At 62.3% G+C, this 19,836-nt stretch carries 24 protein-coding genes and 1 tRNA gene; 12 read left to right on the forward strand and 13 right to left on the reverse strand.

Features of this window, described 5'->3' with window-relative positions:
* Positions 1 to 9 precede the first annotated feature (9 nt).
* Complete coding sequence (locus E4M07_RS09555; protein WP_136658076.1) at positions 10 to 171, reverse strand: DUF3096 domain-containing protein; 162 nt, start codon at positions 169 to 171, stop codon at positions 10 to 12.
* A 207-nt stretch (positions 172 to 378) separates the two neighbouring features.
* On the opposite strand from E4M07_RS09555, the gene E4M07_RS09560 reads away from it, so the two are divergent.
* Together E4M07_RS09560 and E4M07_RS09565 are read left to right on the forward strand one after the other, a co-directional pair.
* Positions 379 to 831 (forward strand): cysteine rich repeat-containing protein, encoded by a 453-nt coding sequence (locus E4M07_RS09560; RefSeq protein ID WP_136658077.1) that lies wholly within the window; start codon positions 379 to 381, stop codon positions 829 to 831.
* Between the two features lie 49 nt (positions 832 to 880).
* On the forward strand, positions 881 to 1,750 hold the full coding sequence (locus E4M07_RS09565) for a methyltransferase domain-containing protein (protein WP_136658078.1): 870 nt from the start codon (positions 881 to 883) through the stop codon (positions 1,748 to 1,750).
* A 399-nt stretch (positions 1,751 to 2,149) separates the two neighbouring features.
* On the opposite strand, the gene E4M07_RS09570 is transcribed toward E4M07_RS09565, so the two are convergent.
* The 3 genes from E4M07_RS09570 to E4M07_RS09580 all read right to left on the reverse strand — a co-directional run bounded on the left by E4M07_RS09570 (position 2,150) and on the right by E4M07_RS09580 (position 4,796).
* The gene (locus tag E4M07_RS09570; protein ID WP_136658079.1) at positions 2,150 to 2,617 is read right to left on the reverse strand and encodes a hypothetical protein; all 468 of its coding nucleotides are present in this window, start codon (positions 2,615 to 2,617) and stop codon (positions 2,150 to 2,152) included.
* A gap of 522 nt (positions 2,618 to 3,139) precedes the next feature.
* Positions 3,140 to 4,414 carry a hypothetical protein gene (locus E4M07_RS09575; protein ID WP_136658080.1) on the reverse strand — a complete coding sequence of 425 codons (1,275 nt, stop codon included), beginning with the start codon at positions 4,412 to 4,414 and terminating at the stop codon, positions 3,140 to 3,142.
* A gap of 307 nt (positions 4,415 to 4,721) precedes the next feature.
* Positions 4,722 to 4,796: transfer RNA gene (locus tag E4M07_RS09580), tRNA-Gly, on the reverse strand.
* 200 nt (positions 4,797 to 4,996) lie between these two features.
* On the opposite strand from E4M07_RS09580, the gene E4M07_RS09585 reads away from it, so the two are divergent.
* From E4M07_RS09585 to E4M07_RS09605, 5 genes are all read left to right on the forward strand, one after another.
* Positions 4,997 to 5,524: a prolyl-tRNA synthetase associated domain-containing protein gene (locus tag E4M07_RS09585; protein WP_136658081.1), complete on the forward strand. Its 528-nt coding sequence runs from the start codon at positions 4,997 to 4,999 to the stop codon at positions 5,522 to 5,524.
* A gap of 93 nt (positions 5,525 to 5,617) precedes the next feature.
* Entirely contained in the window at positions 5,618 to 6,601 is a 984-nt protein-coding gene (gene trxA / locus E4M07_RS09590; RefSeq protein ID WP_136658082.1) for a thioredoxin, read from the forward strand.
* Positions 6,602 to 6,695: 94 nt separating this feature from the next.
* On the forward strand, positions 6,696 to 7,376 hold the full coding sequence (locus E4M07_RS09595; protein ID WP_136658485.1) for an LON peptidase substrate-binding domain-containing protein: 681 nt from the start codon (positions 6,696 to 6,698) through the stop codon (positions 7,374 to 7,376).
* A 24-nt stretch (positions 7,377 to 7,400) separates the two neighbouring features.
* On the forward strand, positions 7,401 to 7,625 hold the full coding sequence (locus tag E4M07_RS09600; protein WP_136658083.1) for a Trm112 family protein: 225 nt from the start codon (positions 7,401 to 7,403) through the stop codon (positions 7,623 to 7,625).
* A 4-nt stretch (positions 7,626 to 7,629) separates the two neighbouring features.
* On the forward strand, positions 7,630 to 8,199 hold the full coding sequence (locus E4M07_RS09605; RefSeq protein WP_136658084.1) for a TetR family transcriptional regulator: 570 nt from the start codon (positions 7,630 to 7,632) through the stop codon (positions 8,197 to 8,199).
* 27 nt (positions 8,200 to 8,226) lie between these two features.
* Here the strand turns inward: E4M07_RS09605 and E4M07_RS09610 are convergent, their stop codons facing one another.
* From E4M07_RS09610 to E4M07_RS09620, 3 genes are all read right to left on the reverse strand, one after another.
* Entirely contained in the window at positions 8,227 to 8,652 is a 426-nt protein-coding gene (locus E4M07_RS09610; protein WP_136658085.1) for an organic hydroperoxide resistance protein, read from the reverse strand.
* Positions 8,653 to 8,749: 97 nt separating this feature from the next.
* A complete protein-coding gene (locus E4M07_RS09615) occupies positions 8,750 to 9,217 on the reverse strand; it encodes a MarR family transcriptional regulator (RefSeq protein ID WP_136658086.1) in 468 nt (155 codons plus the stop codon).
* A gap of 120 nt (positions 9,218 to 9,337) precedes the next feature.
* Positions 9,338 to 10,033 carry a glutathione S-transferase family protein gene (locus E4M07_RS09620; RefSeq protein WP_136658087.1) on the reverse strand — a complete coding sequence of 232 codons (696 nt, stop codon included), beginning with the start codon at positions 10,031 to 10,033 and terminating at the stop codon, positions 9,338 to 9,340.
* A gap of 93 nt (positions 10,034 to 10,126) precedes the next feature.
* On the opposite strand from E4M07_RS09620, the gene E4M07_RS09625 reads away from it, so the two are divergent.
* Positions 10,127 to 10,453 (forward strand): metalloregulator ArsR/SmtB family transcription factor, encoded by a 327-nt coding sequence (locus E4M07_RS09625; RefSeq protein ID WP_136658088.1) that lies wholly within the window; start codon positions 10,127 to 10,129, stop codon positions 10,451 to 10,453.
* 4 nt (positions 10,454 to 10,457) lie between these two features.
* Here E4M07_RS09625 and E4M07_RS09630 read toward each other — a convergent pair whose 3' ends face one another.
* From E4M07_RS09630 to E4M07_RS09655, 6 genes are all read right to left on the reverse strand, one after another.
* Positions 10,458 to 11,588, reverse strand: coding sequence for an ABC transporter permease (locus E4M07_RS09630; protein ID WP_136658089.1), 1,131 nt, complete (start codon positions 11,586 to 11,588; stop codon positions 10,458 to 10,460).
* A 1-nt stretch (position 11,589) separates the two neighbouring features.
* Positions 11,590 to 12,540, reverse strand: a complete 951-nt coding sequence (locus E4M07_RS09635; protein ID WP_136658090.1) for an ABC transporter ATP-binding protein — start codon at positions 12,538 to 12,540, stop codon at positions 11,590 to 11,592.
* Complete coding sequence (locus E4M07_RS09640; RefSeq protein ID WP_136658091.1) at positions 12,537 to 13,487, reverse strand: HlyD family efflux transporter periplasmic adaptor subunit; 951 nt, start codon at positions 13,485 to 13,487, stop codon at positions 12,537 to 12,539. The genes E4M07_RS09635 and E4M07_RS09640 overlap by 4 nt, the downstream gene beginning before the upstream one ends.
* Position 13,488: 1 nt before the next feature.
* A complete protein-coding gene (locus E4M07_RS09645; protein ID WP_136658092.1) occupies positions 13,489 to 14,133 on the reverse strand; it encodes a TetR/AcrR family transcriptional regulator in 645 nt (214 codons plus the stop codon).
* Between the two features lie 165 nt (positions 14,134 to 14,298).
* Positions 14,299 to 15,522, reverse strand: a complete 1,224-nt coding sequence (locus E4M07_RS29845) for an FAD-dependent oxidoreductase (RefSeq protein WP_136658093.1) — start codon at positions 15,520 to 15,522, stop codon at positions 14,299 to 14,301.
* A gap of 47 nt (positions 15,523 to 15,569) precedes the next feature.
* On the reverse strand, positions 15,570 to 16,796 hold the full coding sequence (locus E4M07_RS09655; protein ID WP_136658094.1) for a ubiquinone biosynthesis hydroxylase: 1,227 nt from the start codon (positions 16,794 to 16,796) through the stop codon (positions 15,570 to 15,572).
* Positions 16,797 to 16,933: 137 nt separating this feature from the next.
* Between E4M07_RS09655 and tesB the strand changes: the two genes are divergently transcribed.
* The 4 genes from tesB (at position 16,934) to E4M07_RS09670 (ending at position 19,811) form a co-directional block, all read left to right on the forward strand.
* The gene (tesB, locus tag E4M07_RS09660; RefSeq protein WP_136658095.1) at positions 16,934 to 17,806 is read left to right on the forward strand and encodes an acyl-CoA thioesterase II; all 873 of its coding nucleotides are present in this window, start codon (positions 16,934 to 16,936) and stop codon (positions 17,804 to 17,806) included.
* Between the two features lie 152 nt (positions 17,807 to 17,958).
* The gene (locus tag E4M07_RS29055; RefSeq protein ID WP_169054150.1) at positions 17,959 to 18,102 is read left to right on the forward strand and encodes a hypothetical protein; all 144 of its coding nucleotides are present in this window, start codon (positions 17,959 to 17,961) and stop codon (positions 18,100 to 18,102) included.
* Positions 18,099 to 18,437 (forward strand): P-II family nitrogen regulator, encoded by a 339-nt coding sequence (locus E4M07_RS09665; RefSeq protein ID WP_136658096.1) that lies wholly within the window; start codon positions 18,099 to 18,101, stop codon positions 18,435 to 18,437. The genes E4M07_RS29055 and E4M07_RS09665 overlap by 4 nt, the downstream gene beginning before the upstream one ends.
* Before the next feature lie 21 nt (positions 18,438 to 18,458).
* Positions 18,459 to 19,811 carry an ammonium transporter gene (locus tag E4M07_RS09670; RefSeq protein WP_206057209.1) on the forward strand — a complete coding sequence of 451 codons (1,353 nt, stop codon included), beginning with the start codon at positions 18,459 to 18,461 and terminating at the stop codon, positions 19,809 to 19,811.
* The last annotated feature ends 25 nt before the right edge of the window (positions 19,812 to 19,836 follow it).

The following is a 19,836-nucleotide window of genomic DNA, read 5'->3' on the forward strand; positions in this document are numbered from 1 at the left end:
CGTGTAAGGCTAACCCGCGCCGCCGGAAAAAAGGTTCGGCCACAGGCCGAGAATGCCGAACAGGATAAGGTAAAGCGCGATCACGTAGTTCAGCAGCCGCGGCATGATCAGGATGAGAATGCCGGCGATCAGTGCGATCAGCGGCTGGATGGTGACGACGTTGATTTCCATCGAAGTGCCTCCTCGGTTCGATGCGTGGGCGGATGAAAGTCCCTATGCGCGCAGAAATTGTGCGCGGATGGTAGCTGAGTCGACTTATCTTGGGAACAGCGCAGGAATTTGGGTTCCCCCGGAACATCGGAGATTGTCAGCAGGCTGTCGCGAAAATAATGTCGTTTTTGAGTTTGTGAGAATTCCGCATCCGGATGGTGGATACCGATGATCAGCTTCTCCAGAATCGCATTGCTTGCCGTTGCTTCAATGATTCTCATGATTGTGGGCACGACGCACACCGTTCCGGCGGCCGGGCTCATGGAGGCCTGCAAGGCTGACATCGACTCCAACTGCAAGGGCGTTCGCGAAGGGCGCGGCAGGATTTCAGCCTGTCTTTACGCCCACAGCAACAAGGTGTCTCCCATGTGCCAACCCGAGCTGTCGAAGGTGACGACCAGCCGCATGTTCGAGCGCATGATTCCGCACGAGGTTCGCAGCAAGAACGACACGGCCTACGAGGAAGCCCTCAGAAAGACCTGTGCCCCGGACATCAAGTCGCATTGTGCCGACGTGAAGCCGGGTCAGGACCGGATCCTGGCGTGCCTTTACGGGTGGACCAACCGTCTGAGCGGTGCCTGCCGGACCGAGGCCAAAACGGTTCTCGATCACTTGCAGTAGTTGTGCCGGGTCGAAACGACATCCCCGATATTTGCTAGGACGGCAGAAGATGACCTCGGAAGAAGACCTCAGGATTGTGCGGCGTGCCTACGCGAAGCAGGTCTCCGCCGCTTTCGGTGTGACCGACACACGTATTGAAGATGCCTTTGCCGAGATAAGCCGGGAAGCGTTTCTGGGCTCCGGTCCATGGCAGATTTTCCGGTTCGGACGCGGTTATGTTCCGACACCAGACGACGATGCCGTTTACCTCTACACGGACGACCTGGTCGGGATCCTGCCGGAACGCCACATCAACAACGGCCAGCCGTCTTTACATGCATACCTGCTTTCCCGCGCCAGTCCGCGCGAAGGCGAGCACATTGTGCATATCGGTGCCGGCGTCGGTTACTACTCGGCGATCATGGCGCAACTCGTCGGTCGTTCCGGTAGGGTGACAGCGATCGAGTTCGACGCCGAACTTGCCGAACGGGCGAAAGCCAATCTGAGCGGTTATGCCAATGTCTCGATCGTGCAGGGAGACGGCAGCGTCGTGCCCTTCGTACCCGCCGACGTCGTTTATGTGAATGCCGGCGCCACGCGTCCGGCGGATTCATGGCTGGACGGGCTGAAAGACGGCGGGCGGCTGGTCCTGCCGCTGACCACGGACAAGGGGTTTACCGATGCCGACTGGGGCAACATGCATCTGCGCGGCGCCGTGTTCCTGATCGAGCGGGACGGGGCCGAGCTCGGCGCCCGGTGGATATCGCCGGTCGCGATCTTTCCCTGCGAGGGCATGCGGGACACGGAATCGGAAAAGGCGCTGGCCGCCGCCTTTGACGGCGGAGATTGCAGGCAGGTGAAGAGATTGTACAGAACCGGCGACGTGCCCGCCGAACAGTGCTGGCTTCGCGCGCCCGGCTGGTGTCTTGCATACAGTTAGCGGAATCGACGCGACAAGCGACCAGACTCACGCTGTGGTCCGATACCATCGCTAAATTATTGAAAACCGGAGCAGCGATCACGACCCGAATCTTGGCAAGGTTGTCAATTGGATTTAACGCACTTTACCGAGCAAAACGTCGGTTGCAAGAACTGCTCTCATCGGGGCGGACATGGATCGAGCGCAACACTTTGCGAAGGCTCAAGTCATCATAATCTGGATTAGGGTCGATGTGGCATCCTGCATTTGGGCAATTGGCCTGAGGCAATCTGCAGAATTCTCAAGGACTGGCTGATCAGCAAGGGCCATGTGATCACTTGCGGGGACACCAAGGACAGATAACGCGCCTCAGAGGTCGTTTTGTTTCCTCGCCTTGTTTCTTGGTGTTCCTGTTGTCCATCATTCCAGCAATCCGCCTCGACAGGACTGCACTACTGCAAAGAGCAACAGCAAGATGCCAATCACTGAGACAAACAGGTGGATTGCGGTCCATAGCCAGTTCAACGGCTGATCATGGAGGAACGGAAACCTTTTCTTTTGGTCCTCCCTCCTTTTCGCATAATCATCGATATTGCTAAAGCCATTCCATTCGGCAAGTTTTTCGTCATACGCTTTTGCAAATCGAGTGTGGTAGTGGAAACGCTCATAGTGCTTTTGCGATAAAAGCGCCCCAAATACTCCGAGTATGACCAGGAATAATCCGATCACGGTCTGGACCATGGGATCTGATTTTGACGCGAAGGCCAGCATGCCGGCTGAAATGGCGATAATGTAGTTGGTGCTGGTGGAACGAAGTAACTCGTGTTTCCGCGCTTGTGATTTTTCTTGGTCGTATTTCGCCAGCAATACGTCAATGATATCTGCCATACCTCACCCCTCAAATACATCAATGCAGCAGTAAGCGTAGAATTCAGTACATGCCCTCGCAGGGGCTGACGTAGCACGCACAGTGGCAGAAAGGATCTGCAAGTGCGTGGTCGTTCGCGTTGAGCTCGACGAGCCTATTCGCCCCTAAAGCATCCACCTCCCAAGAGCGACCTACTGACAGTTGCGCCCGATGATCGCAAATATGGACTCTCTGCCCTGGTACATTTAGCCGATCGTAGGTTGAGTTTGGAGGGTATTGCAATCAAACGCGTTTGTACAATTGCGTCGCTTGCGTTGTGATGAGCACACTTTTGGCTTGATTGGCTATTTGCAACCACCCAAAGGTGTTGATATCTGTGAACCAGCGCGCATCGACTGTTGGGTAGAGTGAAAATCAGCGGGCTACTTCGCACTCATACAGAACTGTCGTTTTCGACGGCGCATTCGGTTTCGGCCACAGTTTCTTCTGACAAGGACCGCGGGCGAGATGCTGTTCGCTCGATCCATTTCCGCTATTTGGTACTAGCCTCGTTCCGGCGCCGTCCCGGCCGATCCGGAAACCTGCCAGGGGCGCAAACCGAGATCCCTGACCAGCAGGCGCGCATTGATCAGGCCGCGCGCGAACCGCATCGCCACCAGGGAAACAAGGGCGCCTTCCAGCCCGGCCAGAATCACCGCCAGGGTGGTGACCGCGGCGTTGATACCGAGGAGCGGCGTGGCCAACCGGGCCGCCTGCGCATGCAGGCCGCCGAACCGCACGAAGGGAGAAGCCAGTTCAAGCGTGGCATTGATGGTCGCCCCGACGCACAGAAAGGCGAACCAGAGCCAGTAGACCTCGAGTTCCGGATGGATCGTCGCCAGGATGGGCCGTGCAAAGATGATCAGGATCGCGGCCGTCGCCGCATTGAAGACCAGGAGGACGAGACCGGAGCGCCGCAACAGGCGCTCCAGTGCGGCGCGATCACCCTCCAGGGGCGAGATGCGCTGACCGATGATGTTGCTGACGGCGTTGTAGTTCACCCAGATGAGTGAAGCAGCCAGCACCAGAAGCGTGAACGTGCCGACGGCCTTGGGCTGGTCGTCGAACAGATGCAGCGCCAGGATGTCGATCCGGATCAGAATGCTGTTGAGCAGTCCGCTGAGGAGAAGCGGCAGGCCAGCCGCCCTCCACGAGGCCCAGTCCAGCAACGGTTGCTGCCGCCGCCAGGCGAATGGCAGAGCGTTCAGGTACCAGGCGAACTGTATCACCAACAATAGTGCGAAAGCCGGAGCGTAGACCATGAACGCGTTGCGTGTCCCCTCGAAAGGGGCCAGTTCGATCCACAGCAGGACGCCCACCAGCAGCAGCAGCGGACGAACGATCTGGTAGGGAAAAATCGCACCGATCGGGCGGTCGATCGATTGCAGGCCGGCACCCAGCAGGGTTGAAACAGCAATCATCGGCGCCATGGTGACGACGAACAGGGCTTGTGTCCGATGGTCGGGAAAAGCCAATTCCGTGATGGCAAAGACCAGACCGGCTGTGAGGCCGGCGGCCAAAAGGCTGACACCGCAATAGAAGGCCAGAAAGCCGTTCATCAGTGCAAATTCCCGGTCGCGCAGATAGACCGGCAAAAACTTGCGGGCGGCCGCCTGCCCTCCCGCCAGCAACAGGCTGGCCAGGATCGCGGCCACGCCCATCCCGACCATCACGTCGCCGAAATGGTCGAGATTCAGACTGCGCGCCAGGAAGCTATGGGCCCAGTAGCTCGAAGTGAAGCCCGCATAGAGAATGGCAAGCGAACCAAACAGATGCATGGTCCGTATATGCCATGCGGTACGTCGACATCAAAGCGCGTTGCCGATGGTCTCTCGGGCTAAAGAAGTCACCCAAATCGTGCTTTCGACGCAACGCGTGAAATTGATAATCAGAATTGCCCTTCATCCGGCTATGGAGCCGTGTCACATCGCGATCCCGGTATTTGATGATGCCCGGCACCTAAAAGGAAAGCTCCGCAGGCACAAAAATTCCACTGCCGTGCCTACATGGTGACTATTTCGCCGCACAGGCGATGTGCATGCGGCGCCAACAATCTCCACAAGTCTCAAAATTTTACGAGAAAACTGGAGCGGGCGATGAGATTCGAACTCACGACCCCAACCTTGGCAAGGTTGTGCTCTACCCCTGAGCTACGCCCGCTCGGCTTTGCCGGTCATGCAACGATCCGGCCGGGGTATCGAAGCGGGGCACGCCCCGCGTCCGGCGCTATATGGCGCAAGCCGGCGACAAATGCAACAGGAAAATGAATCGATGCGGCCGCCCGGTTTTCGATTGCGATTTCGGGCCGCGCGCCCTATCACATGCCGCGACGAAAAGCCTTTTCAAAGCAGGAAACAACGATGAGCGAGGGTACCGCGGCGGCGCCGCCGAAAACCGACGAGGAGCTGTTCGCGGCGCTCGATAAAATGGGCATCACGCACAAGACGAAGACCCACCCGGCGGTCTTCACGGTCACCGAATCGCAGTCGCTGCGCGACGAGATCCCCGGTGGCCACACGAAGAACCTGTTCCTTAAAGACAAGAAGGACAATTTCTTCCTGGTCACGGTCGAGGAGGATGCCGAGATCGACCTGAAGGCGATCCACACGCTGATCGGCGCCAGGAGCCGCGTCTCCTTCGGCAAGCCCGACAGGCTGATGGAACTGCTCGGCGTCATCCCCGGCGCGGTGACGGCCTTCGGGGTGATCAACGACACGCAAGGCCGTGTCCAGATGGTGCTGGACGCGGCGCTGCTGGAGCACGAGATCATCAACGCGCACCCGCTGCGCAACGATGCGACGACGTCCGTCGGCCGCGACGATCTCATACGTTTCCTTGAAGCGACAGGCCATAAGCCGCTAATAGTGGCGCTGAGCGCGCGCGACTGACGCGCATCTTGAAATGAGACGCCCCCTGGCCGATTTTCAGGGGGCAGCAAAGACGAAGCGGCCGCAGGGCCGAAAAGACACCGGAGAGATCTGATGCAGGACGGCGACAATCCCTATGGCGGCTCCTTTGGGAACCAGATGGGCGGAACCGTGAGCTTCGGCGACGGCCAGCCATCGGATGCCGGCCAGCCGGCCGGGCAGGCGGGCGGACCGCTGATCAAGGACACGTCCACGGCGGCGTTCACCGCCGACGTCATCAACGAATCGCGCAACCAGCCGGTGCTGGTCGATTTCTGGGCGCCCTGGTGCGGGCCGTGCAAGCAGCTCGGCCCGATCATCGAGAAGGTGGTCAACGAGCAGGGCGGCCGCGTCAAGCTGGTCAAGCTGAACATCGACGAACACCCCGCGATCCCCGGGCAGATGGGCATCCAGTCGATTCCCGCCGTGGTCGCGTTTGCCGACGGTAAGCCGGTCGACGCCTTCATGGGCGCGGTGCCGGAAAGCCAGATCAAGCAGTTTATCGAAAAGCTGGTGAAGGAAAACGGCGCGCCCGATATCGAGGCGATCCTCGCCGAGGGCCGCGCCGCGCTCGACGGCGGCGACGTCAACCTGGCGGCACAGATCTTCGGCTCGATCCTGCAGGAACAGCCGGACAATGCCAAGGCGATGGCCGGCATGGCCGAATGCATGATCGCCGCCGGCCAGGAGGACCGCGCCAAGGAGCTGATCGATGGCCTCGACGAAGAACAGAAGAAGGTGCCGGAAGTGGCCAGCATCCTGGCCCGCTTCCAGCTTCAGGAAGAGGTCGCCAGCCTCGGCGATCCGGAGCAGCTCCGAGCGCGGCTTGCCGCCGATCCGGACGATCACGAGGCGCGCTTCGACATGGCGAAGATCCTCAATGTCCAGGGTGCGCGCGAGGAGGCGGCCGAGCACCTCCTGCAGATCATGAAGGCCGACCGGGAATGGCAGGACGACGGCGCGCGCAAGCAGTTGCTGACATTCTTCGAGGCCTGGGGGCCGACCGATCCGGCTACCGTCGCCGCGCGGCGCAAGCTTTCGTCGTTAATGTTCTCTTAAATTAGCGGTCGGATATCGGCACGACAGGCCTTGAGAATTGCGCGACCAGCCCCAATTCCTCTAGAGTATCGGGCGAAAACCAAGGTCAGTGACGTTGCAAGCAGGAAATGTACATTACCGGACCGAAAAGGATGTTCCGGCGAACGTTGCCCTGTTTCCACTGTCCGGCGCCCTTCTTCTGCCCTGCGGGCAGATGCCGCTCAACATTTTCGAGCCGCGCTATCTTGCGATGATCGACGACGTCATGGCGGCGGCGAAGCGCATCGTCGCCATCATCCAGCCGCGCTTCGATCTCGCCGGCAATGTGGAAAGCGGCGACAATCCGCCGCTGTGCTCGGTCGGAACGCTGGGCCGCATCACGTCGCTGTCGGAAACCGGCGACGGGCGCTACATCATCTCGCTGGTCGGTATCTGCCGTTTCCGGCTACTCGAGGAACTGCCGATCAAGAAGGGCTACCGCCAGTGCCGCATCGCGCCGTTCCTCAACGACCTTTCCGCCGACAACGGCGAGGACAGCGTCAACCGGGAGGCGCTCTTGGAGAGTTTCCGCGCCTATCTCGAGGCCAACCAGCTCGAGGCCGACTGGGAAAGCGTCGGCCAGGCGAGCAACGCGACGCTCGTCAACACCATGTCGATGATGGCGCCCTACGGTCCGGCGGAGAAACAGGCGCTGCTGGAGGCGCCGGACCTGAAGACGCGCGCCGAGACGCTGATCGCGATCACCGAGATCGCGCTGGCGCGCGACAGCGACGACTATGATACGGTGCTGCAATAGATTCGTATTGCCGGTGATCCTGCCATGCCCGATATCCGCCCATCCGCCACGATCGACCGGAAGCTGCTCGAACTGCTCGTGTGCCCGCTGACCAAGGGCCGGCTGGAGCTGGACGAGGACAAGAACGAACTTGTCTCCCGGTCCGCCGGGCTTGCCTATCCGATCCGCGACGGCATTCCGATCATGCTTCCGTCGGAAGCGCGGCCGCTCGACGACGACGAGAAGGCGGCTTCCAAGGCGGGACGCTGAAGCCTTGGCCAGGCGCGGCGAACAGAAACGGCAGCAATTGCTGGCGGCCGCGGCCAACCGGTTCTGGCGCTACGGCTACGGAAGCACCAGCCTTGCCGACATCGCCAAGGATGCCGGAGTGCCGCTCGGCAATGTCTACTATTATTTCCGCACCAAGCAGGACATCGCCGGGGGCGTTGCCGATATCTTCGTCGCGGAGACGCAGGCAATGCTCGATGAGGTCGCCGAGGCGGAAGCCGATCCGCGGCGCCGGGTGCTGAGCCTCTTGCGCCGGCTGTCCCAGTCGAGCAAGAGCCGCGTCGCCCATGGCTGCCCGATCGCCCTTGCGGTGCGCGACTTCCGGTCCGAAGCGCCGAAAGCCTCGTCGCGGGCGGCCGAATCCTTCGAACTGCTGACCGGCTTCATCGGGCGCGAGCTGCAGCGCACGGGTTCGCGCCCCTCCGTCGCGCTCGCCAAGGCGCGGGAGATCGTCGTCGAATGGCAGGGCGGCATTTCGCTGGCCCATGCGCTGGGCGACGCGACGGTGCTGGCCGAGAGCTTCCGCCGCGCCGAGCAGCGACTCATTCAGGCGTAGTGGCCGCCTGCCGGACGGTCGCCGCCGCTATACGAGCGACAGGCGGACATCGATGTTGCCCCGGGTGGCGTTGGAATAGGGGCAGACGATGTGGGCGCGCTCGATGAGATTCTCGGCATCCGCCCGGTCCATTCCCGGCAGGCTGATTTTCAGATCGACCTCGATGCCGAAACCGGTCGGGATCGGTCCAATGCCAACGGTGCCGGTCACGCCGGCGTCGTCCGGAATCGGCAGCTTGTCGCGGGCGGCAACGAATTTCATGGCGCCGAGGAAGCAGGCGCTGTAGCCGACCGCGAAGAGCTGTTCGGGATTGGTGCCGTCACCGCCGGCGCCGCCGAGTTCCCCGGGTGTCGCCAGGGTGAGATCAAGCCGGCCGTCATCGGACCGCCCGCGGCCGTCGCGGCCGCCGGTGGCCGTTGCCGATGCGCGATAAAGGACTTTTTCGATGGACATGGCATTCTCCTTGGTTTCAATCAGTATCGTGCATATTAATATCGTGCACGATATTTTGGGTTGAACACATGACCTGCGGACATACCCGCAAGCCGCATCAGCCGAGCCTGTTAAGGCTCGCCCGAATTCCGTTGAGCTGTTGCCGCAGTTCGGCGATTTCCGTTTCCGACTGGCCCGTTGCCGCGGCCATGCAGTCCGGGATGTCCCGCGCCTTTTCACGCATGGCTAGGCCCTCGTCCGTCAGGCTGACAATCACCTGGCGCTCGTCCTCGGCCGAGCGCTGCCGGCGGATGAGGCCGCGCTTTTCCATGCGCTTGAGCAGCGGCGTCAGCGTGGTGGTCTCAAGGCCGAGCGCGTTGCAGATCTCGGAAACGTTGATACGGTCGTGCTCCCAGAGCACCAGCATGACCAGGTATTGCGGATAGGTCAGGCCGAGATCCTTCAGCAGCCCGCGATACACCTTGCTGACCCCGTGCATCGTCGAATAGACGGCGAAGCAAAGCTGGGCGCTGAGCTTCATCTTGTCGCCGATTGCCGAATTCGTCTTTGCAGGGTCCGTTTGCATGCGACGTATTTATATCGCGCGCGATATAATATCAAGTGTTACACCGTCGCACGATGAAAGTTGGCGGATGCCGGGTGCCCGAAGACCGTGCACCCGCTCATATTCACCGTTGGTCAGCGTTCAGCAGCAGGAATCCGTGGCGCCGGCGAAGCGCTTGTCGGCAACCTCGCCGCCGCGCCCGAGAAAGGTTTCGTCCGACAGGTAGAATGCGGAAAAAGCGTCCTCGAAATCGGCCGCGACCGAGCGTTTTGCGATGTCCGTTTCCAGGATCCGTTTCTGCCAGTTCTTGAGCTTCGGACGGCCAGCCAGGAAATCGTAGCCGGAGCGCCGCTCGATAATGTCGGCCCGGTGGAGCAGCACGAGCCAGGCGATGTCCACCATGCCGATCGCATCGCCGCCAAAGAAGGGCGTGTCGCCGAGCTTTTTCTCAACCCGGTCGAAGGCAACCGCCAGCTTGCCGGAGCGCTGGCTGAGCGTATCCGCGTCGGGACTGCGCTGCGCGCCGCACTGGACGAGATAGTTCTTGGCGGCGAGATAGCTCCAGGCCCGGTTGGTCGCCTTTTCCTCCAGCGATATATCCGGCTGCAGCGCCGGATAGGCTTCTTCCAGATATTCGACGATGGCGTCGGATTCGAACAGTGCCGTGCCGTCGTCGGTGATCAGCACCGGAACCTGACCGTTCGGCGATATGTCGAGAAACCACTGCGGCTTGTCGCTGAGGCTGATATATTCGAGCTCGTACTCGATGTTCTTTGCCGCAAGCAGCGCCGTGACCCTCTGCACGAACGGGCAGATCTTGAAACTGACAATCTTCATCTTCGGTCCTCATCGTTTGGCCGGCGGACTTGATCGCCCGCGCTTAGTGGCGATATACTCTCAATGTTTCAACAATTCAAGAGATATTGAAATATGATCGAAACTGCGGCCCTCAAAATGTTCGCGGCACTCTCCCAGGAAACCCGGCTGCGCATCGTGCGCTATCTCGTCGAATGCGGCACGGAGGGTGCATCGGCGGGCGACATCGGAAAGACGGTGGGCGCCATTTCCTCGCGCGCCTCGTTCCATCTCGCGGCGCTCGAACAGGCGGGTATCGTAACGTCCGAGCGGCAGTCGCGGAAGATCGTATACCGCGCCAACTACGAGGCGCTCGGTGCCCTGGTGTCCTTCCTTCTCACCGACTGCTGCGGCAGGCACCCGCTTGTCGTTGCCTGTTGCGATCTCGGTGAGTGCTGCTGAGACGTCAGTCGAGCGTGCGCTTGTAGCGCAGCATGGCCAGCACGGAAACGGCGACGAGGATAATCAGGAGGGCGCGCAGGTCCGGCACGATGTCGGAAAGGTCCGCGCCCTTGAGCATAATCTTTCTGATGACGCGCATGAAGTGGGTGCTGGGCAAAAGCGTGCCGAGGACCTGCGCCCATCCGGGCATGGCGGCGAAGGGAAACATGAAGCCCGACAGCAGGATGGACGGAAGCAGGTAGAAGAACGACATCTGCATCGCCTGCATCTGGTTCCTGGCGATGGTGGAGAACAGGAAGCCGAGCGCCAGGTTAACGATTATGAAGATGTTGAGGCCGAGCAGGAACGGCGCCACCGGTCCGGCAAAGGGAACGGAGAACACCCAGAAGGCCAGGATGAAGAAGACGCAGGTCTGGACGTAGCCGATCAGCACGTAGGGGATGATCTTGCCGAGCATGACTTCCGGCGCCCGCGCCGGGGTCGATAACAGCGTTTCCATGGTGCCGCGCTCGCTCTCGCGGACAATGGCGATGGCCGTGATCATCACCATGGTCATGGAGATGATGATCGCCAGCAGCCCCGGGACAATGTTGTAGCTGGTCCTGGCGGCCGGGTTGTAGCGCTGGTGGGCAATCACCGAGAAGGCCTCTTGCGAGCCGGCGAGATAGGACAGCGGCCCGATGGCCAGCGTGTCGATGGTGTTTGCGGCAAGCACCGAAAGCGCCGCCGACGCCGAGCCGGAGGTCGCCGGGTCCGATGCGTCGGCCGCGACCAGGAGCGCCGGCTTGTCGCCGCGCACGATATCGCGCTCGAAATTCTCGGGGATTGTGACGACGAAGGCCGCCTCGCCCGTTTTCAGCGCCCGGTCGACCTCCTGGCTGCTGGCGACGGTGCCGCGGATGTCGAAATAGGTAGAGGTCTGCATGGCGGCGAGGAACCCGCGGGTGAACGGGCCGGTGTCGTGCACCTCGACCAGGGTCGGCAGGTGGCGCGGGTCGGAATTGATGGCAAAGCCGAACAGCATCAGCTGGACGATCGGGATGACGATCATCATGGCGAAGGTCATGCGGTCGCGCCGCATCTGGATGAATTCCTTCATCAGGATCGCCAGGAAACGGCTGGTCGACAGGGCCATCTCAGGCGGCCTCCTGTCCGCCGAAATTATCCGTTGAGCCGCTCATGAGGTGGATGAACACCTCTTCGAGACCGGCCGGCTGGTGCTTCCACGTGTAGCGCTTGTCTTTCAGGAACGGCTTGACCGCCGCTTCGAGCTTGCCCGCATCCATGCCGGAGACATGCAGCGCCGAGCCGAAGCGCGCCACCTGCTCGATGCCTTCCTTGCCGTCCAGCGCGGCGGACAGTTCGGCAAGGTCGGGGCCCTCGACCCGCCAGGTGGCAAGGCCCACCATCTCGGGGATCTCGCGTGCCGGCCCGTCGATCAGCTTCTTGCCGTAGGCGATATAGGCGATGTTGTCGCACTGGATCGCTTCGTCCATGTAATGGGTCGAGACGAGCACCGTGACGCCGGCGTCGGCGAGGCGGCGGATCTCGTCCCAGAAGTCGCGCCGCGCCTTGGGATCGACGCCGGCGGTCGGCTCGTCGAGCAGCAGCAGGTCCGGGTTGTGCAGAAGGCAGGCGGCGAGCGCCAGGCGCTGTTTCCAGCCGCCGGAGAGTTCGCCGGCCTGCTGGTGCGAGCGGTTGGCGAGGCCGAGGTCCTCGAGCGCCGCGTCCACCTTCCGCTTGCGGTCCTTCACGCGGTACATGCGGGCCATGAAGTCGAGGTTCTCGCGGATCGTCAGATCCTCGTAGAGCGAGAATCTCTGCGTCATGTAGCCGACATGCTCCTTGATGTTGTCGGATTGTCGCAAGATGTCGTAGCCGAGGCAGGTACCCGAGCCGGCGTCGGGCGTCAGGAGACCGCACAGCATGCGGATCGTCGTCGTCTTGCCGCTGCCGTTCGGCCCGAGGAAGCCGTATATCGCGCCTTTCGGGACCGATATGTCGAAATGGTCGACGACGGTCTTGTCGCCGAATTTCTTGACAAGACCGGTAACGTCGATGACCGGCGCTGTGCCGTTGCCGCTCATTTCGCCACCGTCACGTCGATGGGCTGGCCGGGCAGCAGGGTCGTGGGTTCGTCGGCAAGCGCTTCGGCCATGAAGACGAGCTTGGACCGCTCCTCGAGACTGTAGATGACCGGCGGCGTGTACTCCGCCGAAGAGGAGATATAGGTGATCCGCGCGGCGATCGGCGCATCGCAATTGTCGCAGCCGATCAGCACCCTCGTGCCGACGGAAAGGCCCGCCCGGTCCGGCTCGCCCACATAGAAGCGGAACTTGATCTCGCCCGGCGGCAGGATCGAGACCACCGGCATGCCCGCCTGGACGTATTCGCCGGGCAGGTAGTAGGTCTGCTGCACATAGCCGCCCGCGGGCGCGACCGGTGCGCGGTCCTCAAGCTTGATGCGGGCATTGTCGACGGCGAGCTCGGAGGACTTGACCGACTGGCGCGCCTCGTCGAGCTGCGCGCTGCGCGCCGGCAGGCGCGCGACCTCGAGATTGGCGCGCTGCTCGCCCACATTCGCGGCGGCCTGGTCGAGCGTGGCGGCTGCCTGGTCGAGCTGGCTCGGCGAGATGAAATCGTTGACCGAAAGTTCCTTGTAGCGGCGGTAATCCGCCTGGGCGAGGTCGAGGCTCGCCTCCGCATTGCGCAATTGTTCCTCGATAACGGCGATTTCCGCCGGTCGCTTGCCGGTGCTCTCATCGATCAGCTTGGCGCGGGCGCTCATCAGGTTCGCCTCGGCCTGGCCGAGCGCGATCAGGTGCTGATCGACATCGAGCGAATACAGCAGCTGGCCGGCTTCCACCGTGTCGCCGCGGCTGACGTCGAGCGTTTCCAGGATGCCGCTTTCCTTCGGCGCGACATAGACATATTCGCCCTCGACATAGCCGAAGTACCGGTTGTCCGGCGGGTCGGCCGCGCCGGGCCAGACGGCGGTGTAAAGGGCGATGATCCAGGCGTAGATAGTGTTCATTTCAGTCTCCCGCCCGCTCTTTGAGCAGGCCGTTCATGAGGATGTCGAAATGGCTTTCGATGAAGTCCTGCGGCGCGATATGCGTGTCCTCGTCGATCCTGAAAATCTGGCTGAGGATCAGATGCGCGAGCAGCGGCCCCATGACGTTGCGGATGGCGAGGTGCACGTCGACCGGGCGGAACTGGCCGGCCGCGATGCCCTTCTGGATGATCAATTCGAGGGCGCCGATGCCCTTGTCGATAACCTGCCGCCGGTAGGTCTCGGCGAGTTCCGGAAACCGTCCGGCTTCCTGCAGGACGATGCGCGGCAGCGCCAGCGTGTCCGGATCCGACAGCTTGACGCCGATCACGGACAGGACCGCCCTCAACAGCACCACCGGATTCTCGTGGGAGGTCCTGGCAAGTTCCTCGGAGCGTTCGGCGACCGGTGCGATCGCGCGGTTCACCAGGGATTCGAAGATGTCTTCCTTGCTCGGAAAATAGCGGTAGATGGCGCCCTTTGACAGGCCGGCCTCTTTTGCGATGTCCTCGACCTTCGTTGCCGCGAATCCGTTCCGGGCGAACATTTTCAACGCCGCGTCGAGCACCTCGTCGGGCCTGTCCTCGGCGCGCCGGCGCCATTTCGGCTTCGTGTCGGCGGCTTCCATGGGCTTGTCCTTAGTAAATGACTGGTCATTTACTAATATGGGTTATTCGCATCGCGAGTCAAGTGTGTAGAAAAGCAAGCGTATTCAGCGGCTTGCTGTTGTGGTGCTGTTCCGAAGGGATCCAAAGCCCGCGTGAATTCACGACCAAGGAGCGTTTTTGCCGGTCTATTGGTCCGGATAGGCGCCCCGCAGGGTGCGAAGGCCGCGCTCGACCACCTCCTCGTCGGGCAGGCCAGCGAGATCGAGCGCCGGCGGGCCGCCATTGAAGGCCATAATGAGCGGCTGACGGGTGTATATGTGGAAATTGAACCAACTGTTGAACTGGCCCTGCGGCAGGCCGTTTTCGGGCGTCGCGATCCAGGTAACGTCGGTGTCCCAGAACGGTTCGTCAAAAAGCAGGTACACCTTGTCGAGCGTGCCCATGCCGAGCCGCTCGATGGCCCGGCGCTTCCGCGGCGGCAGCGACGGTTCGAAGCGGACCGAGTTTCTTTTCAAAACGCCGAGCGGCAGCGTCACGATCACGGCGTCAAAATCCATCTGATCGCCGCCGCCCGCGACAATCGAGACGCCCGATGCCGCCTGCCTGATCTCCGAAACGGGTGTATTCAGCGTCAGCCCATAGTTTCCGTCCAGAGCCTTGAAGATAGCCAGATAGCCATCCGGGAAGATGACCTCGGCGCCATCATAATCGTCCTGGAGCAGATAGGCGGAGACGTTGATCTGGTCCTTGTCGGCGCCGGCTTCGTGCTGCACCTCCACGACCTCCTCGAGCCAGCCCGGCGCGTTCCATTCGCTGATGGCCCTGCCGCCATGGCCGCGGATGATCCCGTCGTCATGGGTCTCGACCCGCTTCAGGTCGAGCGTGTCGGCAAGCCCGGTCAGCGGGTTGTCGGTCGTTCCGTGGATCCAGCTTGCGCCGAGATCCAGCGGCATGCCGAGGCGCCGGTCGGTCCACACGCGTCCGCCGATACGGTCGCGTGCCTCGAACACCGTTGCATCGACGCCGGCGGCGGCAAGGCGGTGCGCGGCGGCAAGGCCACTCATGCCGGCGCCGACGACCGCGACACGCCGCAAATTTCGATCCAGAACGAAACCGGCTGTCCGGCGGCCCGATTCGTAGGCCGCGTGCACGGTGCTGTTGTAATCCGGGTGGACGGCTTCGCCGGCAAAGAAGATGCGGTCATTCACCGGCTCCTCCATGCGGCGGCGATCCCTTTGTCGCCCGCCCTTTGCGACGTATGAATAGGACCCGAGGGAATACGGATCGCGGCTCCAGTTGGTGCGCATGTAGCCGCGCAGTTGCCGCTCGCCGGCACCGGCGCGGGTCCATGGCACGAAGCCTGCGGCAATGCCGGCGCCAAGAAGAGAGAGTACGGCCCGCCTGTCCATGGATTACCCGCCGCTCTTTCCTTTGTCCCGTGCGCGTCGGTGTGCGATCAGATCGCCTCGCCGCGCAGAAGGCGCGGGCCCTGCCGGCCGGGCAGGCCGGATGCTTGGCGGATGAAGAAGCCCTTGAGCGTCGGCATGCGGTCGACCAGGCCGAGGCCGAAGTCGCGCATTGCGCGGACCGGCGTGATGTCGTTGGAGAAAAGCCGGTTCAGCACGTCGCAGGTGACGCCCATCTGGAACGTGTCGAAGCGGCGCCAGACCTGGTAGCGCTCAAGCACGGAGAGCGAGCCGATATCGAGCCCCAGCCGGTCGGCCTCGACGACCGTCTCGGCAAGCGCCGCAACATCGCGAAAGCCGAGATTGAGCCCCTGGCCGGCGATCGGGTGAATGCCGTGCGCCGCGTCGCCGGCCAGAGCGATGCGCGGGCGGACAAATTCGCGGGCGAGTGTCAACCCCAGCGGAAAGGCGCGGCGGTCGCCGGCCAGCTCCAGCGTGCCGAGCTTGTGGCCGAAGCGGCGCTCGAGTTCCGCCTCGAATACCAGATCGTCTTCCTTGACGAGGCGCTCGGCGTCCTCGGTGCGTTCGGTCCAAACCAGCGACGACCGGTTGTCGGGCAACGGCAGGATGGCGAAGGGCCCGGCGGGCAGGAAATGCTCCTCGGCGCGGCCATTGTGCGGCCGCTCGTGCCTGACGGTGGTGACGATGCCGGACTGGCCGTAGGACCAGTGCACCGTCCTGATGCCGGCCATATCGCGCAGGCGCGAGCGCACGCCGTCGGCGGCGATCAGCAGGCGCGCCGTCAGGACACGGCCGTCGCCGAGCGTCACCCGTGTGGCGGCGTCGCCGGTCTCGAACCCTTCGACGGTGACACCCTGCTCGATCACAATGTCCAGCTCTTCCGCCTTTTCGCGCAGGGCGCCGACGAGAACTGGATTCGGAACCATGTGGGCGAAGGGCTCGCCCGGCGCCACCTCGCCGTCAAAGGTCAGGAAGACCGGGCGCACCGGATCGCTCGTGCGCGAATCGGTGACGATCATGTCGGTGATCGGCTGCGCTTCTTGCAATATCTGCGACCAGACGCCCATCGTGGTCAGCATGCGGCCGGCTCCGGCCGCGATCGCCGAGGCGCGCTGGTCCTTGCGCCACACGTCAGGCGGCGCGGCATCGATGACGCGTACCTTCAGATGCAGCGCCGCCGATTTCACGGCAACGGCAGCGGCAATACCCACATAGCCGCCACCGGCGACGACAATATCGAGTGGTTCGTCTGTCACGATCCGATCCTTTGCACGACCCGTTCCTGCTTCGCTCTTGCGGTCTGCCGGACCATCCCTGTAAGACGGGGCAGCACCGGCCGCAGCGGATCATACAGGTCCGATGAGCCGACAAAAAGACCAATCGGAGTTTCAAAATGTCGCGTGCCATGGAAAGCCTTCTGGCCATTCTGGACCTCGAGCGCCTCGAGCTCGATCTCTTCCGCGGCAACAGCCCCAAGGCCGGCTGGCAGCGCGTCTTCGGCGGCCAGGTCATCGCGCAGGCGCTGGTGGCGGCACAGCGAACGGTGGAGGACGACCGTTTCGTGCACTCCCTGCACTGCTATTTCCTGCGGCCGGGCGATCCCGCGGTTCCGATCATCTACGAGGTGGACCGCATCCGCGACGGCTCGAGTTTCAACACCCGGCGGGTGGTCGCGATCCAGCACGGCAAGGCGATCTTCTCGCTTTCCGCATCGTTCCAGCGCGAAGAACCGGGCTACGATCACCAGATCGACATGCCAGACGTTGCCAGCCCGGAATCGCTGATCGGCGAGGCTGACCTGAGGGAAAAGTTCCTGCAGAACGCCCCCGAAAACGTGCGGCGCTACTGGGAACGCGAGCGGCCGATCGAAATGCGGCCGGTGTCGCTGACCCATTACATCTCGCGCGAAAAGCTGGAGCCGGTTCAGAACATCTGGGTGCGGGCCAACGGCACGGTGCCGGACGACCGGCGCATCCAGGCGGCGGTGCTGGCCTATCTTTCCGACATGACGTTGCTCGACACATCGCTCTTCGCGCACGGCATTTCCGTGTTCAGCGGCAAGATCCAGGCAGCCAGCCTCGACCATTCCATGTGGTTCCATCGCAGCTGCCCGCTGGACGACTGGCTCCTTTATGCCCAGGACAGCCCCAACGCCAGCGGCGCGCGGGGCCTCAACAGGGGCGGCCTTTATACCCGCGACGGCGTGCTGATCGCCTCGGTTGCCCAGGAAGGCCTCATCCGCCAGCGCAGAAAGCCCAACGATTAGGCAGCGCAGAATAACTGCATAGATTTTAAGCATTCCGCATTTCTCCGGACAAGTCCGGGTCGTGGGGTGTTTGAATATTTATAATTAAGTCAATTACTTATCAGGCAATCCATCAAACTGGCACGATCCTTGAATCGCAGCGGTCAGAGCGAATGACCGTTGATCAATGGTCGGTGCTCGGCCGAACCGGCTACCGCCTCGTGCAGAAGCCGCGCGGCAGACAAGCCGGAACCGGTGACGGGCAGCAGCGTTTTCAGCCGCCCGCCGCCGCCGAGAAAAGGATGGAACCCGGATGAAATTCATAATGGCAATCATCAAGCCGTTCAAACTGGACGAGGTGCGCGAAGCCCTGACCGAGGTCGGTATCCAAGGGCTGACCGTTACCGAGGTCAAGGGATACGGCCGCCAGAAGGGGCACACGGAAATCTACCGCGGTACGGAATATGCCGTGGCGTTTCTGCCGAAACTCAAACTCGAAATCGCCGTCGCGGCGGATGTGGCCGACCGCGCCATCGAGGCCATCGCCAACGCCGCCAAGACCGGCCAGATCGGCGACGGAAAAATCTTTGTCTGCGATCTGGAGCAGGTCATGCGCATTCGTACGGGCGAATCCGGCGGCGACGCGCTTTGAGTATCTAAGGAGTCATTTGCAATGAAATTCTCTTCACTACTGAAGCCGGGCGCGGCCCTGGCAATCGCCGGCGCCATGACGCTGCCGGCCGTGGCGCAGGAAACGGCGGCCGCGGAAGGACCGGTCGCCGTGTCCACCCACACGGTCTTCATCCTCAATTCGCTGCTCTTCGTCGTTTCCGGCTTCCTCGTCATGTGGATGGCGGCCGGTTTCGCCATGCTGGAAGCCGGCCTGGTGCGTTCCAAGAACACGTCGATGCAGCTGACCAAGAACATCTCGCTGTTTTCGATCGCGGCGATCATGTACTACCTGATCGGCTACAACCTGATGTACCCGGCCGACAACTGGTCGATCACCGGCATCCTCGGCGCCTTCGGGGTCGCGGTCATGGAACCGGTGGGCGTTGCCGCCGACGCCGTGGGCGATCTGTCCTACGCCTCCGTCGGATCGGACTTCTTCTTCCAGCTGATGTTCTGCGCAACGACCGCGTCGATCGTGTCGGGAACGCTCGCCGAGCGCATGAAGCTGTGGCCGTTCCTGGTCTTCACCGTCATCCTCACCGGCATCCTGTATCCGATCCAGGCCTCCTGGAAGTGGGGCGGCGGCTTCCTCGACACCGAACTCGGTTTCCTTGACTTCGCCGGCTCGACGGTCGTGCATTCCGTCGGCGGCTGGGCGGCGCTCACCGGCGCCATCATCCTCGGCGCGCGCAAGGGCAAATACGGCTCCAATGGCGAGGTCCACCCGATCCCCGGCTCGAACATGCCGCTGGCAACGCTCGGCACGTTCATCCTGTGGCTCGGCTGGTTCGGCTTCAACGGCGGCTCGCAGCTCGCCATGGGTTCGGTCGGCGACGTCGCAGACGTGTCGCGCATCTTCGCCAACACCAATGCCGGCGCCGCCGGCGGGGCGGTTGCGGCGCTGCTGCTCACGCAGCTGATCTACAAGAAGGTCGATATCACGATGATCCTCAACGGCGCGCTGGCCGGCCTGGTGTCGGTCACCGCCGAGCCGCTGACGCCGACGCTTGGCGCTGCGACGCTGATCGGCGCCGTCGGCGGCGTGATCGTCGTGTTTGCCGTGCCGATGCTCGACAAGCTGAAGATCGACGATGTCGTCGGCGCCATCCCCGTGCATCTGCTCGCTGGGATCTGGGGCACCTTCGCGGTGATCTTCACCAACGCCGAAGCGACGATCTACGGGCAGGTCGCCTCGATCATCATCGTCGGCGTATTCATGGTGGTCACGTCCAGCGTGGTCTGGGTGATTCTCAACGCCATCATGGGCCTCAGGGTCAGCGATGACGAGGAACTCATCGGGCTCGACAAGGCCGAGATCGGCATCGAGGCCTATCCGGAGTTCACCAAGATCTGATCGTCCGCGGACGATGCGGATCCCC

Origin of the sequence: Nitratireductor sp. XY-223, from assembly GCF_004959855.1 — a bacterium.
Classification (GTDB): domain Bacteria; phylum Pseudomonadota; class Alphaproteobacteria; order Rhizobiales; family Rhizobiaceae; genus Hoeflea_A.

Bases quoted from the DNA above. Each gene is read 5' to 3' on its own strand.
- E4M07_RS09555 (WP_136658076.1), bottom strand. From the start codon at position 171: ATGGAAATCAACGTCGTCACCATCCAGCCGCTGATCGCACTGATCGCC.
- E4M07_RS09560 (WP_136658077.1), top strand. From the start codon at position 379: ATGATCAGCTTCTCCAGAATCGCATTGCTTGCCGTTGCTTCAATGATT.
- E4M07_RS09565 (WP_136658078.1), top strand. From the start codon at position 881: ATGACCTCGGAAGAAGACCTCAGGATTGTGCGGCGTGCCTACGCGAAG.
- E4M07_RS09570 (WP_136658079.1), bottom strand. From the start codon at position 2,617: ATGGCAGATATCATTGACGTATTGCTGGCGAAATACGACCAAGAAAAA.
- E4M07_RS09575 (WP_136658080.1), bottom strand. From the start codon at position 4,414: ATGCATCTGTTTGGTTCGCTTGCCATTCTCTATGCGGGCTTCACTTCG.
- E4M07_RS09585 (WP_136658081.1), top strand. From the start codon at position 4,997: ATGAGCGAGGGTACCGCGGCGGCGCCGCCGAAAACCGACGAGGAGCTG.
- trxA (WP_136658082.1), top strand. From the start codon at position 5,618: ATGCAGGACGGCGACAATCCCTATGGCGGCTCCTTTGGGAACCAGATG.
- E4M07_RS09600 (WP_136658083.1), top strand. From the start codon at position 7,401: ATGCCCGATATCCGCCCATCCGCCACGATCGACCGGAAGCTGCTCGAA.
- E4M07_RS09610 (WP_136658085.1), bottom strand. From the start codon at position 8,652: ATGTCCATCGAAAAAGTCCTTTATCGCGCATCGGCAACGGCCACCGGC.
- E4M07_RS09615 (WP_136658086.1), bottom strand. From the start codon at position 9,217: ATGCAAACGGACCCTGCAAAGACGAATTCGGCAATCGGCGACAAGATG.
- E4M07_RS09620 (WP_136658087.1), bottom strand. From the start codon at position 10,033: ATGAAGATTGTCAGTTTCAAGATCTGCCCGTTCGTGCAGAGGGTCACG.
- E4M07_RS09625 (WP_136658088.1), top strand. From the start codon at position 10,127: ATGATCGAAACTGCGGCCCTCAAAATGTTCGCGGCACTCTCCCAGGAA.
- E4M07_RS09630 (WP_136658089.1), bottom strand. From the start codon at position 11,588: ATGGCCCTGTCGACCAGCCGTTTCCTGGCGATCCTGATGAAGGAATTC.
- E4M07_RS09635 (WP_136658090.1), bottom strand. From the start codon at position 12,540: ATGAGCGGCAACGGCACAGCGCCGGTCATCGACGTTACCGGTCTTGTC.
- E4M07_RS09640 (WP_136658091.1), bottom strand. From the start codon at position 13,487: ATGAACACTATCTACGCCTGGATCATCGCCCTTTACACCGCCGTCTGG.
- E4M07_RS09645 (WP_136658092.1), bottom strand. From the start codon at position 14,133: ATGGAAGCCGCCGACACGAAGCCGAAATGGCGCCGGCGCGCCGAGGAC.
- E4M07_RS29845 (WP_136658093.1), bottom strand. From the start codon at position 15,522: ATGGACAGGCGGGCCGTACTCTCTCTTCTTGGCGCCGGCATTGCCGCA.
- tesB (WP_136658095.1), top strand. From the start codon at position 16,934: ATGTCGCGTGCCATGGAAAGCCTTCTGGCCATTCTGGACCTCGAGCGC.
- E4M07_RS29055 (WP_169054150.1), top strand. From the start codon at position 17,959: ATGACCGTTGATCAATGGTCGGTGCTCGGCCGAACCGGCTACCGCCTC.
- E4M07_RS09665 (WP_136658096.1), top strand. From the start codon at position 18,099: ATGAAATTCATAATGGCAATCATCAAGCCGTTCAAACTGGACGAGGTG.
- E4M07_RS09670 (WP_206057209.1), top strand. From the start codon at position 18,459: ATGAAATTCTCTTCACTACTGAAGCCGGGCGCGGCCCTGGCAATCGCC.